Genomic DNA, 12283 nt, shown 5'->3' with positions numbered 1-12283 from the left:
GCGGCCCAGCGCCGCATCGGCTTGCCCGTTGGGGCCGGCCCGGCTAGGTGATCGGTTTATGTGGAGCTATTTCGCCAATCCTGAACGGTTCGACCGCCTTGCGCGCGCCCTGATCCCCTGGTGCTGGGGCGTCGCAGCGGTGCTGTTCGCCGTGGGTCTGCCCTGGGCGCTGTATTTCTCGCCCGGCGACTATCAGCAGTCCGATACGGTTCGGATCATGTATGTGCATGTGCCGGCGGCCTGGCTCGCCATGTTCGCCTATGCGGGGCTGGGCGGGGCGAGTTTTGTCTATTTCATCTGGCGGCATAACCTCGCCGATCTCGCCGCCCGCGCCATTGCGCCGGCGGGCGCGGTGTTCGCCTTCATCTGCCTGGCGACCGGATCGCTCTGGGGCCGTCCCATGTGGGGCGCCTGGTGGGTATGGGATGCGCGCCTGACCTCGATGCTGGTGCTGTTCTTGCTCTATCTGGGATACATGGCCCTGCGCGGCGCCATCGAGGACGAGAAGCTGTCCGCCCGTGCGGGAGCCGTTCTCGCCATGGCGGGATTGATCAATCTGCCGGTGATCAAGTTCTCCGTAGACTGGTGGAACACCCTGCATCAGGGCGCCAGCGTCTTCCGGTTCGATGGCCCCACGATTGACGCCTCCCAGCTCTGGCCGCTGGCGATCATGGCGCTCGGCTTCACCGTGCTCTATCTCGCCCTCGTGCTGACCCAGATGCGCGCCATGATGATGGAGCGCCGGGCCGAAGCGCTGGAACGCCGCCGCGAGCGGCGTCTGGAACTGGAGGCGGAGCTGTGAGCGCCCTCATCGATTTCCTCTCCATGGACGGTTACGCAGTCTATGTCTGGGTGTCTTACGGGCTCAGCCTTCTGGGCAGCGTCGGGCTTGTGGTCATGGCGGTGAGCCGTCGTCGTGCGGCCAGCGCCCGTCTGGCGCGTCTTGAAGCGCAGGAAGCCGCCCTGAAGCCCGGCGCCGCCTTGAACGCCGACGAGGATGCGGCATGAAGAACATCATGACTTGGTTCCCGGTGATGGCGGTCGGCCTGTTGCTGGCCATTTTCGCCATTGCGCTTCTGCGTCCGTCCGAGGGCGGCGGCGATCCGATCATCGGTCAACGCGTCAGTGATCTCGACCTGCCGCTCGAAGCGGTGAGCTTCGCCGAGACAGGGTATGATCCGCAGACGGTGGAAGGCCCCTATCTGCTGAATGTGTGGGCGAGCTGGTGTCCGCCCTGCCGGATCGAACATCCCTATCTTGAGTTCATGTCCGATCAGGGCGTGCCGATCTACGGCATCGTCTACAAGGATGACGAAGCGGATACCGCACAGTTCCTCAACCAGCTGGGCGACCCGTTCACCGGGCTGGCGGCCGACCCTGAAGGACGCGCCGGGTTCGAGCTGGGCGTGACCGGACCGCCGGAAACCTTCATCGTGGATGCTGACGGGATCATTCGCGCCCGCTGGCGTGGCGCGGTGACCGATATCGTCTGGATACAGCGCATGGCCGGACCCTGGGCCGCGGCGGGCGGCCAGCCGATTGACTGGAGCGCGGCGGAGTAAGCGGTCGGACCGTCCTATTCGGCGGCGGCCTTCTTCTTCTTTTTCTTCTTTTTCTTGTCGCCGCCCTTGGCCTTCGCCTTGGCGGCCTTCTCGGCGAGTTTGGCCTTCTTGGCCTCTTCCTTCGCCGCTTCCGCGCCCAGCTCGGAGGCGCGGGCGATGCGGTTGAGCGCTTCGACAAAGCTCGCGCGCTTGTTCTTGGGCAGGGCTGTCAGGATGGCTTCGTCTGCGGCCTTGGCGCCCGCGATGACCGTGGCGTGCAGCTTGCGGCCTTCCTCGGTGAAGCGGACGGCGTTCGCGCGGGCGTCCCCCGGCGCCTTTTCCCGAACCAGCAGGCCCTTGGCCGCCATGCGGGAAACCAGTTCGGCCAGTGTCGAGCGGTCAATCCCGGTCGATTGCACCAGCTGGGTCTGGGTGAGCCCTTCCTGGTCATGTACGGCGCACAGCACGGCGAATTGCCGTTGAGTGATCTGAACGCCGCCGGTGGCTTCGGAAAACTGTTCCGCAGCGAATTGCTGGGCGCGGTGCATGAGATGCCCGGGCGAAGCGTTGAGGTCGAAATCGAGTACGTCAGCCATATTTCACCCTCCGGCGACGGAACAAAACAACCATAGCCGGGTTTGACGACGTTTCAATAACAAGTCCTTCCTGATACGGATTGGGGCAAACAAACGCCTAATGATGCAAGGGTTTCGCCATGAATGCGCAAGAGCCTGATTTCCATCACGTCGTCCCCGAGGACGATGATCGCGAACGGCGCGTCTGTCGGACCTGCGGGTTCATTGACTACGTCAATCCGAAGATTGTGGCGGGCGTGGTGGCGACCTCGGAGGATGGCCGCGTGCTGATGTGTCGGCGGGCGATCGAGCCGCGTTCGGGCTTCTGGACTCTGCCTGCCGGATATATGGAAGAAGGCGAAAGCGTTGAGGACGCCGCCCGCCGCGAAGCGTATGAGGAGGCGTGCGCCAGGCTGGAGCTGGAGGGGGTTCTGGCAATCTATTCCGTCCCCCGCATTTCCCAGGTCCAGATCTTCTTCCGCGCACGGTTGAGCGATCCATCCATCGCGGCCGGACCGGAAAGCCGGGAGGTTGCGCTGTACGAGTGGGAGGCGCTGCCGCTGCCGGATCTCGCCTTCCCCAGCGTGAAATGGGCGCTGGATGACTTCCGCGCCGGGCATGGGCGCGAGCTGCCGCCCGCCATGCGCACCCAGGGCCCGGACTTCAAGCCGCTCTAGACGCGTCAGGCGGACTTCAGGGTCATCTGGTCAAGCCGGGCGCCCAGCTGATCGAGATTGACGGGCTTGGGCAGGCAGTCCGCCGCGCCTTTCTCCCGCATGCGCTGGGCCGTCCCGGAGGTGACGTCAGCCGTCACGATGACCACGGGCATGTCCGGATAGACGGCGTTGAAATGGACCAGCAAATCCTCGCCTGACAGGCCCGGCATGTGCAGATCCAGCAGCACCGCGTCCGGATCCGTGTCGGTCTTGTCCATTTCAGCCAGCGCTTCGGCGCTGCTTGAGGCCTGGAGCACGCGCCATCCGGCGCCTTCCAGATACGACGTGAGCAGATTGCGGTTGGTGGCGTTGTCCTCGACCACGAGGGCGGTGCGCTCGGGATGGGCCCGTTGTGCGGCGGCAGACGCCCTGCTCGCATCGGACAGACCCGGGTGCGCCGCGTCCGCCGGTTTCACCGGGCGATGGGGCAGACGGACCCAGAACCGGCTGCCGGCGTTCAGCTCGCTCTCCACGCCGATATCGCCGCCGGCCAGGACAGCAATCTCCTGCGCGATGGTCAGGCCGAGCCCGGCCCCTTCATGCTGGCGACCCACGCTGTCATCAAGCTGGCTGAAACGCTCGAAGATGGATTTGACCTGGTCGGGGGCGATGCCGGGACCGGTGTCGGACACGCTCAGCTCCATCTGGCCGGTCTCCAGGACGCGGCCGCTGATCGCGATCGCGCCGACATCGGTGAACTTGACCGCGTTGCCGGCGAAATTGGTCAGGATCTGCAGCACACGAGTCGCATCGCCTGCAACGAGGGCTTCCAGTTCGGGGGCGATATCGAGTTCAACCGTGAGTTTCTTGCTCGCCGCCTGGCTGGCGATTGTGTCTGCTGTGTTCCGCAGCAGGTCGGCGGGGCGATAGGGGGTGTCATCGAGTTCGAGTTCGCCGGCTTCGATGCGGGAGATGTCCAGCACATCGTCGATCAGGCCGCGAAGCGCGGTGCCCGAGGAATTGAGCATGCGGACATAATCGCGCTGCCGGTCGTCCAGCTCGGTTTGCTCCAGAAGCTGGGCCATGCCCATGACGCCGTTGAGCGGGGTCCGGATTTCATGGCTCATATTGGCCAGGAAGCGGGATTTGGCGGCGTTCGCCTTCTCGGCTTGCCTGTAGGCGTCCTTGATGCGGTGGCTGGCGTCGCCGAACCGCCGCGCGGCGATGAAGAAGTGCAACAGGAACAAGGTCGCGGCGATGAGGGCGAGCAAGTATTCGACATTCATCTCGCCATCGCGAAACAGCGCGCTCGCCGGCAGACCGAGCAGATACGCCGCCGCCGGTCCGCCTCCGCTCAGGGTCAGGGACAGGTTCTCGTTGGAGTGGACGGCGATATGGAACAAAGAGCCGCAGAGCAGCAAAAGCGCAATGGATTCGCCCGTCTGCCCCCAAGCCGTCCAAAGCCCGAGGCTGAGTGAGGAGTAAATGATGGAGGCGAGCAGCATGGACAGGTTCGCCGAGATCTTTTCCGGGCGGGTCACCGGTGCGGTGCGTGACTCATCCCTGAATTTGGAAGCGATCCAGTGGTCCAGACACTGTGAGGCGACCGCCAGCACGGCATAGCCCAGCGCGAAGAGCTTGAGACCTGCGAAAAACAGGACAAAAGCGCCAAACAGCGCGGTGCCGATACGCATGGGCAATTCGCGCGCGCGTTTTCTTGCGACGCTTTGATACGCATCGAGCGTGATGAGAGTGTCCATGGTGTGACCCCGGCGGAAACGCTCCTACAGGCTGCACCCAAAAGTCTTGCAACTTGGTGACGCTCCGCCAAAAGTCGTATGCGGTCAGAGCGCATCCAGGATCTGCTCGACCGGACGGCCCAGCGCGGCGCGCTCGCCCCGGATCAGGATCGGACGCTCGATCAGCTTGGGATTGTCCGCCATGGCCTGGATCAGGGCGTCTTCATCCTCGACGGATTTGAGGCCCAGTTCCTTGTAGACTTCTTCCTTGGTGCGCATCAGCTCGCGGGCGCTGGAGAGTCGCAGCTTGGAGATCACGGAGCGGATTTCATCCGGGGTCGGCGGCTCCTTGAGATACTCGCGAATGGTCGGGCGCATGCCGTGCTGTTCGAGCAGAGCCAGGGCCTCGCGTGATTTCGAGCAGCGCGGATTGTGCCAGTATTCCATATCTCACTCCTTGGTGTGCGCGGCGGCCAGGACAAGCCGGGCGGCGCGCAAGTGCATGTGTTCGACCATTCGGCCTTCAACCGGGACAGCGCCCTTGCCGGCATTGGCCGGGTCTGCAAAGGCGTCCACCACGGTCTGCGCCCAGGCCTGTTCGGCCTCCGAAGGGGTGTAGGCGCGGTGTACAGGACAGATCTGGGAGGGATGGATCAAGGTCTTGCCGTCAAATCCCAGGATGCGACCCTGGCGGGCTTCGGCTTCAAAACCGGCTTCGTCCCTGTAGGCGTTGTAAACCGCGTCCAGGACCGTCAGGCCCATGGCCCGAGCCGCCAGAACCAGGCGGGACAGATAGGGCGTCAGCGTTTGTCGTCTCTGGTCATTCTCGGGAAGACGCAAGCCTTCGGCGAGGTCGTTGGAGCCCGTCACCAGCGCCTCCAGGCTATGAAGCCGGGCCTGCCGGGCGATCGCCTCCACATTCATCACCCCCAGCGGGGTCTCGATCATAGCCCAGACAGGGCCGGCATATCCGGCGTCATCCAGCCGCTTGCGCACGGCGCTGAGCTGGTCAGGCGTCTCGATCTTGGCGATCAGCACGGCATCCGGCGAAGCCGCGGCTGCAGTCTCGATGTCTGCGCCGAGTTCGGACGAGGCCGGCTCCGCTATGCGCAATACCGTGTACAGGTCTTCGGCCCGGAAGCCCGGTATGGCGGTCCTGGCGTTGGCGCGGGCTTCGCTTTTGCGCTCCGGCGCGACAGCGTCTTCAAGGTCGAGGATGATCGCATCCGCGCCCAGGCCGGCCGCCTTCTCCAGCGCGCGCGGCTTGTCGCCGGGCACGAACAGGACCGATCGCATAAGTCTTGCGTTCAGAAGTGTGTGAGAGGAATCGTCCATCATGAGGCAAAGGCATACATAAGGCGCATGGCTGACACCACTCCCCAGACGTCCGTTCTTGTCATCAGCTCGCTGGTCGCCACCAGCGAAGTGGGCGGCGGGGTGACGGCGCAGGTGCTAGCGGCGCATTCGATCAGACCCTGCCTCGTGCCGACGGTGATATTGGGTCGACACCCGGCGCTGGGCGCTCCCGGAGGCGGTCCTGTGACGACCGCGCTCATGGGGTCCGCCCTGGACGGAGTGAAGGCCAATGGCGCGCTAGAGGCCGTGGACGCCATCTTCACGGGCTATTTCCAGAACCCCGATCAGGTCCGCCTCACGGCCGGGCTGATCGCGCAAGCGCGCGCCAGCCGTCCCGATCTCCTGGTCATGGTTGATCCGATCCTGGGCGATGGCGAGGCGGATGGCGGAGACGCCGGGCTTTATGTGAGCGCGCAGACGGCGGCCGCCATCCGGGATGAGCTGCTGCCGCTGGCGTCGGTGATCACGCCCAACCGGTTCGAGCTGGCCTGGCTCGCGCAGACGCCCGTGCACTCTCCGGAGCAGGCGGTGGAGGCCGCCCGAGGGCTTGCGCCGGTCGTCCTGTGCACCTCAGCGCCTGCAGATCTCAACGAGATCTCTGTCATCACGGTCACGGCGGATGACGCCTTCAGCGCCCGCATGCCGCGCCTTGAGCAGGCTCCGTTCGGCACGGGAGACGTGTTCGCGGCCAGCGCCCTGGCGGAGCGGCTGTCCGGCGCGCGCTGGCGAGATGCGGCGGCCCGGGCCATGGCGCGCATTTCTCATGTGCTCGACGAGACGCGTCTTGCCGGTGAAACACAGGATTTGCGACTGACGCGCGCGAGCCTGCAGACAGCCTTGCGCGCGCCCGCCCTGCGTCGGGTCGGTGCGCATCGCCCGGCCTGGGTGATGGGGCTCGATGGCTGCAAGGCCGGATGGGCCGGGGTGATGGTCGATCTCAACGGGATCGAGGCGCCGCGGCGCGCGGTGTTCGAGCGCTTCCAGGATGCCTATGACTGGGGCGCACAAGTGATCGCCGTGGACATGCCCATCGGCTTTGAAGAACATCCCTCCAGCCCGCCCGGGCGGGCATGTGAACGGCAGGCGCGTCAGCTTCTGGGCGCCCGGCGCAGCTCGGTCTTTCCTTCGCCCCTGCGCATCGCCTTGTCCGCCTCGGATTATGCGCAGGCGAACCAGCTCAATCGCGCCGCAGGCGGTCAGGGTCTGTCCAGGCAGGCGTTCAACCTGTTCCCCAAAATTCGTGAGATCGATGCGGTGATGACCCCGGATCTCTCACGCGGCGTGGTCTTCGAGACCCATCCCGAGGTCAGCTTCGCGGTCCTGTCCGGTGCGCCGGCGGTCCATCGCAAGAAAACCCGCGCGGGCCGGCAGGAGCGGCTGGACCTACTGATCCGTGAAGGCCTGCCCGAAGCGCTCTTCGAGCCCCATCCCTTCAAGTCGTCTCTCTGCGCGCCTGATGATCTGGTTGATGCGGGACTGTGTGTTCTGACGGCCCAGAGAATCGCGGCGGGAGAAGCGCGACGCCTGCCCGACAGCCCTCCGGAAGACAGTCAGGGCCTGATCATGGCCATTCACGCCTAGACGCGCGGTCCAAGCTTGAAACCCGATGCGCGGGCCTATACCTGATCGCTCATGAGCACTGACATCCACGGACATCTCGCGTCGGGCTTCGAGCCGGTCGCCGAGGCCTTCAAAGAGAATTTTTCCGAACGCGGCGAGCTGGGCGCTGGCTTCACGCTGATCCGCGACGGAGAAATACTGGTTGATATTCACGCCGGTCACTCAGACCGCAAGGGCGAGCAGCCCTGGACGGCGGAGACAATTGTTCCGGTCTTCTCCACCGGCAAGGCGATCACGGCGTTGGTCGTGGCCTGGCTCGTTGATCAGGAGCGGCTCGATTATGACGCGCCGGTCGCAGAGGTCTGGCCGGAATTCGCTCAGGCGGGCAAGGGCGAAGTCACCCTGGCCCAGGCCCTGTCCCATCAAGCGGGTCTGCCGGGCTATCCCGAAGAGATGGAGCCGTCCGACTGGTTTGACCGCGAGCTGATGGAAAGCCGGTTCGCCGCGATGGCGCCCATGTGGCCGCTGGGGGAAGGCTCCGGCTATCACCCGATCAGCTACGGCGTGATTGCGGATGCGGTGGTGCGCCGGGCGGACGCGAAAGGCCGCACGGTGGGCGCCATCCTGCGCGAGGAAATCTGTGGTCCGCGCGGCATCGATTTCCATATTGGCGTGCCTGAAAGCGAGCACGAGCGGGCGGCCGAGCATGTCCTGCCGCCCCGTCCGCCGCATCTGGGCTCCATGACGCTTGAAAAGTCCGCGGCTTTCCTGAAGCCCTGGTCCTCGCCCGGTCGGCGCGGAACCGCCGCCTGGCGCTCCGCCGAGCTGCCCGCCGCCAATGGCCATGGCACGGCGACCGCCATCGCCCGGCTGATGGCGCCGTTCGCCACTCAGGGGCGCCTTGATGATGCGGCCTTCGTGTCCAGCGCGGTGATCGAGGCGGCGATGAAGGAACGCGTGCACGGGCCGGACCGGGTTCTGCCCTTTGATCTGTCCTTCGCGGCCGGCGTGATGATCAACCGCGAGTCCGGCGCATTCGGGCCGGAGCCAAAGGCTGTGGGGCATTACGGCTTTGGCGGCTCATGCGGCTTTGCGGACCCGGAACGGGGCGTGTCCGGCGCCTATGTGATGAACCGGCAGATGGATGTGCTGGTAGGCGATGCCCGCGCCAAGGCCCTGATCGAGGCGGCCTATCGCTGCCTGTAAAGCCCGTCAGGCGCTCTCATGAAAAAGACGCCGCGCGAGAGGCCTCGCGCGGCGTCTTGCTTCAGGCGGGAAAGCGATTAGTCCATCGCCTTCAGGTTGACCGCTTTGGGGCCTTTGCCGCGGCGATCCGGTTCAGTTTCAAATTCAATGCGTTGGCCGTCGCGCAGATCGTTCAGGCCGGCATCCTTGACGGCGGTGATGTGCACGAACACATCCTTGTCGCCTTCATCCGGCGTGATGAAGCCGAAGCCCTTCTCGGTATTGAAGAATTTAACGGTACCCGTAGTCATGGGTAGGAGTCCTTTCCCGTCCGTCCGCGCAGCGTCCCACGCCAGTAGTAAGTGCACACGGCGTCCCGCGCACAGCGTGCGGATTGCGGTCGGGGAAGGCAAAGTCAGAGGCGATAGGCACTCGGGTCTTCCATACTCTTCACCGGGCCTTGTTCAAGCCGCTCGTGCCCGAATACTATGCCTGAAAACGCCCCCCTTCACAAGCAAAGCCTAAGCGTGCGATCGCTCTGGACTAGGGCCTGACAGGTGAGCCGAAGAACACGAAGATTCATAAGCGCTAAGTCTCGCGCGCCCCGCTCGGGCGGGTCCGATCCGGGCGCAATGATCCGCCTGTCGGGGTTCGGCGCGGCCTTTCTCGTGATGATTGCGGTCGGCGCCGGATTTCACGGCGAGCGGGTCACCGCCGCTGCGGCGCGCCTGATGAGCGGACTCGCCCCGCTTGTCGAACCGGTGCTCTGGGGGATCAGCCTGGCGGAAATGGGCGCGGGACTTCTGGTGCTCGCCGTTTTCGGGATCGCGGTCTGGCGCGGCTTTAAAGGTTAAGCCGCCAGGTGCTCCAGGACAGGAGGAGCGCGAAGGCCTGCCAGGCGACGAGCGGGAGCATCAGGACGCCCGCCAGCCATGCGGCGCGGAAGGCGGCCAGGGCCACCGGTATGCACAGAAGCAGCGAGACCACTGTCACATAGAAGCCGTTGGCGACGCTTTGCAGGCCGAAATAGCCCAGCGTCCACCCCATGCAGACGACATACTGGGTGATGATGGCGAGCCTGGCGAAATCCTTGTGCCGGTCATCGCCATAGCGATCCACAATGAAGGCGGCCAGCGCCATGAGGGCGAAGAGGCCGACCCAGACCGAGCCGATCACCGCGCCTGAGGGCGACCAGTCCGGGTTCTCCAGCGTGCGCGACCACTGAATGGCCGGGCCGGTGAAGATCCAGGCGTTCAACGCCAGAGCGGCGCCGACAAAGATGAAGAGGTACAGGGCCAGACGGCCAAACGCGGGACGGGATTTGCGGAAGATGTTCGTCGCCACGGATCGCCTCCTCTGCGCGGTCCTGTCCGGATACGCCCTGAACACTAGCATGGTTTACGTCCCCGGCCAGAGTGCAAGCGCCCACGCCCCTGTAAGGTCACAATCGCTTGAGGCGAGACGCAGCTGCTATGCCTGATGCAGCGGACGGGGCATGATCGGGGTGAAACCCGGCCCTGACGCCGCCAAGCCTTCAAGGACTGACTCATGTTGCGTATCGGTCTCGCCCTGTGTCTGGCGCTGTCTGCCTTCCTGGTTAGCGCCCAGGCGCAAAGTCCGGTCGAGGCGGCCGCTGACGCCGCAGCCTATTTTGGCCCGGCTGTGGGCGAACGCGTTCCGGCGTTAGAGGGGGTGGATGCGCAGGGCCAGACGCGCACCCTCGCAAACCTGGCCGGAGAGAATGGCCTTGTCCTGTACTTCAACCGGTCGCTCGACTGGTGCCCGATCTGCCTGCGGCAGACCCTCGAACTGCAGACCCATGTGGACGCCTTCGACGCCGCCGGCTGGCCCGTTGCGGTGCTGACCTATGATCCGGCGGAAACGCTGGCGCAGGCAGCGGAGCGTCGCGGGCTGAGCATGACGCTTCTGTCCGATGAGGGCAGCGCAATCATTGACGCCTTTGGCGTGCGCGACCCGATCTATGCTGACCCCGATCATCTGGCCCATGGCGTGCCTTACCCCATCACGTTCGTCATTGATCGCGACGGGATTGTCGTCGCCAAGTTCTGGCACGAAGCCGGTCTGGGCCAGCAGCGCGGCTACGCCACCCGCATCTCCGCCGAGGATGTGCTGGCGGCGGTTCAATCGCGCTAGCCTTGCGCCCCGGGTCGCAATGGGGACACTCGGCGCTGAACCGAGGAGAGCCCCATGACCGACGGACCTGTTCTGGAAACCGAACGCCTGCGCCTGCGCGTGCCGCAAGAACGCGACCTGTCGGGCTTCATCAGCCTGATGAGTGATGAGGTCGCCGCGCGTCATATCGGCGGGGTGATGACGGAGCCGCTGATCTGGCGGCAGATGTGCGCCATCATCGGGCACTGGGTCGTGCGCGGGTACGGGTTCTTTTCCGTGGAGGAGAAGGCGACCGGCGACTGGGTCGGCCGGGTCGGCCCATGGGCGCCCCATGGCTGGCCCCAGCCTGAGGTCGGCTGGTCAATCACCCGCACGCACTGGGGCAAGGGCTATGGCCCGGAAGCGGCGGTCGCCACGATGGACTTCGTCTTTGATGAACTGGGCTGGGACAGCGTCATTCATCTCATCGTCCCCGAGAACGTCAATTCCAAGGCTGTCGCCCGCAAGCTGGGCTCGGTTGATCTGGGCCGCAGGGCGGAGGTGCCCGGCTTCGGCATGGAGGCGGAGGTCTGGGGGCAGTCGCAGGCGGACTGGGCCGTCAACCGCGATCGCCTGGGTCGCTAGAACCAGCCAGCCTCCCTCAAGGCCGGATAATAGGTGCGGCTGACCGGAGCTTCGAGACCATCCCTCAGGATCAGAACGCCCCGGCCATCGCCCTTGCGGACTTCGGTCACCGCGGCCCGCGCCACCCACCAGGACCGATGCGTGCGCGCGCCCTCCAGCGCGTCGCAAGCGGCGACGGCGTCAGACAGGCGCATCAGGATCAGCGCCTCTCCGCTTTCGGTGCGGATGCGCAGATAGTGATCCTCGGCCGTCATGGACCAGATTTCGGCCTGTCTGAGCCGCAGCGGCAGCTTCTCTGTCAGGGCGGCGCCAGCCCGGGGCGGCTCTTGGGCTCCATGCCGGCGTTTGCCGGTCAGCGCGTCCACCACATAGACCACGGCTGTGGCGAAGCTCGAAATGAACAGCACGAGAAAATAGGTCAGCGCCAGCTCAGCCGCACTCAGTCGGAAGTTGAAGCCGGCATTGACGAATGCGACGCCGAACGTGACCGGTATGGAGACGCCCGCGGCGGTCAGCGCATAGATGCTCCACTCAGGCGCCCGGGGCAGGAAGCGCGGCAGCACATGTCCCAGCGTGAAGCCCACACAGGCGCCGAGGGCGATGAAGCTGGTCCAGTAGACCCAGACCCAGGGCCAGCCCAGCGTGTTGGAGCCGAACGGGCCCATGATCGCCAGAAAGGTCCCCAGCCCCAGAGTCATCAGTCCGGGCTGCACGAGCGCGCCTGCGAGTGTCCTGACCCTGTCCTGCATGACTGAAGCGCTCACCCCCGTTCGCGAAGCGTGAACGGCAGGTTGGCTGCAACTCGCGAAGAGGTCCAGTCCGCTCACGCAGAACCGCTTTTCGCAGCCTCCCCGTCCGTCCAGCAAGAGAGCGCGCCGCAGCACCAGTTGTCACCGACTGCGGCCTCTCGCAGG

At 65.2% G+C, this 12283-nt stretch carries 16 protein-coding genes; 9 read left to right on the top strand and 7 right to left on the bottom strand.

Annotated features, from left to right (window positions below):
• Positions 1-58 precede the first annotated feature (58 nt).
• From OA2633_RS09045 to OA2633_RS09035, 3 genes are read left to right on the top strand one after another with little or no spacing between them, the layout of a single operon-like run.
• On the top strand, positions 59-802 hold the full coding sequence (locus OA2633_RS09045; protein WP_009802233.1) for a heme ABC transporter permease: 744 nt from the start codon (positions 59-61) through the stop codon (positions 800-802).
• The gene (gene ccmD / locus OA2633_RS09040; RefSeq protein WP_009802232.1) at positions 799-1008 is read left to right on the top strand and encodes a heme exporter protein CcmD; all 210 of its coding nucleotides are present in this window, start codon (positions 799-801) and stop codon (positions 1006-1008) included. The genes OA2633_RS09045 and ccmD overlap by 4 nt, the downstream gene beginning before the upstream one ends.
• Positions 1009-1016: 8 nt before the next feature.
• Positions 1017-1562, top strand: a complete 546-nt coding sequence (locus tag OA2633_RS09035; RefSeq protein ID WP_241760701.1) for a DsbE family thiol:disulfide interchange protein — start codon at positions 1017-1019, stop codon at positions 1560-1562.
• A gap of 14 nt (positions 1563-1576) precedes the next feature.
• Here the strand turns inward: OA2633_RS09035 and OA2633_RS09030 are convergent, their stop codons facing one another.
• Entirely contained in the window at positions 1577-2137 is a 561-nt protein-coding gene (locus tag OA2633_RS09030; protein WP_009802230.1) for a MarR family winged helix-turn-helix transcriptional regulator, read from the bottom strand.
• Positions 2138-2256: 119 nt separating this feature from the next.
• Here OA2633_RS09030 and OA2633_RS09025 point away from each other — a divergent pair, with 119 nt between their 5' ends.
• Positions 2257-2793, top strand: a complete 537-nt coding sequence (locus tag OA2633_RS09025) for an NUDIX domain-containing protein (protein WP_009802229.1) — start codon at positions 2257-2259, stop codon at positions 2791-2793.
• A gap of 5 nt (positions 2794-2798) precedes the next feature.
• Here OA2633_RS09025 and OA2633_RS15390 read toward each other — a convergent pair whose 3' ends face one another.
• The 3 genes from OA2633_RS15390 to OA2633_RS09010 form a co-directional block, all read right to left on the bottom strand.
• A complete protein-coding gene (locus tag OA2633_RS15390; protein ID WP_009802228.1) occupies positions 2799-4532 on the bottom strand; it encodes an ATP-binding protein in 1734 nt (577 codons plus the stop codon).
• Between the two features lie 84 nt (positions 4533-4616).
• A complete protein-coding gene (gene arsC, locus OA2633_RS09015) occupies positions 4617-4958 on the bottom strand; it encodes an arsenate reductase (glutaredoxin) (protein ID WP_009802227.1) in 342 nt (113 codons plus the stop codon).
• A 3-nt stretch (positions 4959-4961) separates the two neighbouring features.
• A complete protein-coding gene (locus tag OA2633_RS09010; protein WP_009802226.1) occupies positions 4962-5807 on the bottom strand; it encodes a CoA ester lyase in 846 nt (281 codons plus the stop codon).
• A 66-nt stretch (positions 5808-5873) separates the two neighbouring features.
• Between OA2633_RS09010 and OA2633_RS15385 the strand changes: the two genes are divergently transcribed.
• Both OA2633_RS15385 and OA2633_RS08995 read left to right on the top strand, forming a co-directional pair.
• Complete coding sequence (locus OA2633_RS15385; RefSeq protein WP_009802225.1) at positions 5874-7448, top strand: PfkB family carbohydrate kinase; 1575 nt, start codon at positions 5874-5876, stop codon at positions 7446-7448.
• A 51-nt stretch (positions 7449-7499) separates the two neighbouring features.
• Positions 7500-8633, top strand: a complete 1134-nt coding sequence (locus tag OA2633_RS08995) for a serine hydrolase domain-containing protein (RefSeq protein ID WP_009802224.1) — start codon at positions 7500-7502, stop codon at positions 8631-8633.
• Positions 8634-8710: 77 nt separating this feature from the next.
• Here the strand turns inward: OA2633_RS08995 and OA2633_RS08990 are convergent, their stop codons facing one another.
• On the bottom strand, positions 8711-8923 hold the full coding sequence (locus tag OA2633_RS08990; protein ID WP_009802223.1) for a cold-shock protein: 213 nt from the start codon (positions 8921-8923) through the stop codon (positions 8711-8713).
• A gap of 321 nt (positions 8924-9244) precedes the next feature.
• Here OA2633_RS08990 and OA2633_RS08985 point away from each other — a divergent pair, with 321 nt between their 5' ends.
• A complete protein-coding gene (locus tag OA2633_RS08985) occupies positions 9245-9466 on the top strand; it encodes a hypothetical protein (protein WP_009802222.1) in 222 nt (73 codons plus the stop codon).
• Here the strand turns inward: OA2633_RS08985 and OA2633_RS08980 are convergent.
• Positions 9456-9956 carry a TspO/MBR family protein gene (locus OA2633_RS08980; protein WP_009802221.1) on the bottom strand — a complete coding sequence of 167 codons (501 nt, stop codon included), beginning with the start codon at positions 9954-9956 and terminating at the stop codon, positions 9456-9458. The two genes, OA2633_RS08985 and OA2633_RS08980, sit on opposite strands and share 11 nt — an antisense overlap.
• Before the next feature lie 204 nt (positions 9957-10160).
• Between OA2633_RS08980 and OA2633_RS15380 the strand changes: the two genes are divergently transcribed.
• Entirely contained in the window at positions 10161-10766 is a 606-nt protein-coding gene (locus OA2633_RS15380; protein WP_009802220.1) for a peroxiredoxin family protein, read from the top strand.
• A gap of 54 nt (positions 10767-10820) precedes the next feature.
• Positions 10821-11369: a GNAT family N-acetyltransferase gene (locus OA2633_RS08970; RefSeq protein WP_009802219.1), complete on the top strand. Its 549-nt coding sequence runs from the start codon at positions 10821-10823 to the stop codon at positions 11367-11369.
• Here the strand turns inward: OA2633_RS08970 and OA2633_RS08965 are convergent.
• Positions 11366-12118, bottom strand: a complete 753-nt coding sequence (locus OA2633_RS08965) for a LytTR family DNA-binding domain-containing protein (protein WP_009802218.1) — start codon at positions 12116-12118, stop codon at positions 11366-11368. The two genes, OA2633_RS08970 and OA2633_RS08965, sit on opposite strands and share 4 nt — an antisense overlap.
• Positions 12119-12283: the final 165 nt, after the last annotated feature.

The organism is Oceanicaulis sp. HTCC2633 (assembly GCF_000152745.1).
Classification (GTDB): Bacteria; Pseudomonadota; Alphaproteobacteria; order Caulobacterales; family Maricaulaceae; genus Oceanicaulis.
The sequence above is the reverse complement of the archived record's forward strand: the minus strand, read 5'-3'. Positions and strand labels throughout refer to the sequence as shown.

What these genes read in the sequence shown, in the direction of transcription:
- OA2633_RS08990 (WP_009802223.1), bottom strand. Translation starts at nt 8,923, where the DNA reads ATGACTACGGGTACCGTTAAATTCTTCAATACCGAGAAGGGCTTCGGC.
- OA2633_RS08985 (WP_009802222.1), top strand. Translation starts at nt 9,245, where the DNA reads ATGATCCGCCTGTCGGGGTTCGGCGCGGCCTTTCTCGTGATGATTGCG.
- OA2633_RS08995 (WP_009802224.1), top strand. Translation starts at nt 7,500, where the DNA reads ATGAGCACTGACATCCACGGACATCTCGCGTCGGGCTTCGAGCCGGTC.
- OA2633_RS09045 (WP_009802233.1), top strand. Translation starts at nt 59, where the DNA reads ATGTGGAGCTATTTCGCCAATCCTGAACGGTTCGACCGCCTTGCGCGC.
- OA2633_RS15390 (WP_009802228.1), bottom strand. Translation starts at nt 4,532, where the DNA reads ATGGACACTCTCATCACGCTCGATGCGTATCAAAGCGTCGCAAGAAAA.
- OA2633_RS15380 (WP_009802220.1), top strand. Translation starts at nt 10,161, where the DNA reads ATGTTGCGTATCGGTCTCGCCCTGTGTCTGGCGCTGTCTGCCTTCCTG.
- OA2633_RS09035 (WP_241760701.1), top strand. Translation starts at nt 1,017, where the DNA reads ATGACTTGGTTCCCGGTGATGGCGGTCGGCCTGTTGCTGGCCATTTTC.
- OA2633_RS08970 (WP_009802219.1), top strand. Translation starts at nt 10,821, where the DNA reads ATGACCGACGGACCTGTTCTGGAAACCGAACGCCTGCGCCTGCGCGTG.
- OA2633_RS09025 (WP_009802229.1), top strand. Translation starts at nt 2,257, where the DNA reads ATGAATGCGCAAGAGCCTGATTTCCATCACGTCGTCCCCGAGGACGAT.
- OA2633_RS09030 (WP_009802230.1), bottom strand. Translation starts at nt 2,137, where the DNA reads ATGGCTGACGTACTCGATTTCGACCTCAACGCTTCGCCCGGGCATCTC.
- OA2633_RS09010 (WP_009802226.1), bottom strand. Translation starts at nt 5,807, where the DNA reads ATGCGATCGGTCCTGTTCGTGCCCGGCGACAAGCCGCGCGCGCTGGAG.
- OA2633_RS15385 (WP_009802225.1), top strand. Translation starts at nt 5,874, where the DNA reads ATGGCTGACACCACTCCCCAGACGTCCGTTCTTGTCATCAGCTCGCTG.
- arsC (WP_009802227.1), bottom strand. Translation starts at nt 4,958, where the DNA reads ATGGAATACTGGCACAATCCGCGCTGCTCGAAATCACGCGAGGCCCTG.
- OA2633_RS08965 (WP_009802218.1), bottom strand. Translation starts at nt 12,118, where the DNA reads ATGCAGGACAGGGTCAGGACACTCGCAGGCGCGCTCGTGCAGCCCGGA.